Annotated in this window: 1 protein-coding gene; it reads left to right on the forward strand. The window is 38.7% G+C overall.

Annotated features, from left to right (window positions below; genetic code table 11):
• On the forward strand, nt 1-819 hold an 819-nt coding region (locus FD31_RS13770), incomplete at its 5' end, for an IS982 family transposase (RefSeq protein ID WP_057893333.1).
• Between the last annotated feature and the right edge of the window lie 11 nt (nt 820-830).

Genomic DNA, 830 nt, shown 5'->3' on the forward strand with positions numbered 1-830 from the left:
CAATCACCACTAGTAAAGTGGATCAATATTCTATCACCGTTGTACCAACGGTTTGTACCCATTTCAATCAGATTTCGAAAAAATCATCAACTAGCCAAACTAAGTGATGTCCATTTATTGGCCTTACTTTGTTGGCAAGTTGAATTAGGTATGACCAATCAACGCTTATTCTATAGATTTCTTCTAAGCATTGGTTTTACTGGCCTTCCTGAACGTTCTCGATTTAATCGGATCAGTGTTAACGCTTTGGAAATCTTTAAGTTGATTCGTGAAGGCCTAGTTAAAACAAGTGTCCCTAATCCTACCTACACAATCGTCGATAGTTTTCCCATGCCTTTATGTCATCCTATTCGCAACCATCGCGCTAGGCTTTTAAAGCCGTACGCTAACATTGGATATAATTCTACTAAAAAGCAGTGGTATTACGGGTTCAAAGGTAGTTTTGAGGTTACCAATCAAGGAATTCCAGTTGCTTATACAATTACTAAGGCGTCCCTTCATGACATCAACATGGTACCCACTTTAATGGACGAATATTCATGTCCACACGTCCTAGCGGACGCTGGTTATTTGAGTAAGAAATTGAAGTTAAGGCTAGCTTGTATAGGTGTCGATTTCTGGACACCCAAGCGTAAAAATATGCTTAAAGATGGAATTAATAGTAGATTGTTAACACGTGATAGAAGGCGAATCGAGACAGTATTTTCTCGCTGGGGAAATACCTTTGATTTGGAAAGAAATAGGGCTCGTTCATTAGATGGCTTTCAAACCAGAATCGAACAATGTTTGTTAGTAGATACTTTAAAACAAATCAACTAGCACCACGCGTA

The organism is Companilactobacillus nantensis DSM 16982 (assembly GCF_001435815.1).
In the GTDB taxonomy this organism is placed as follows: Bacteria; Bacillota; Bacilli; order Lactobacillales; family Lactobacillaceae; genus Companilactobacillus; species Companilactobacillus nantensis.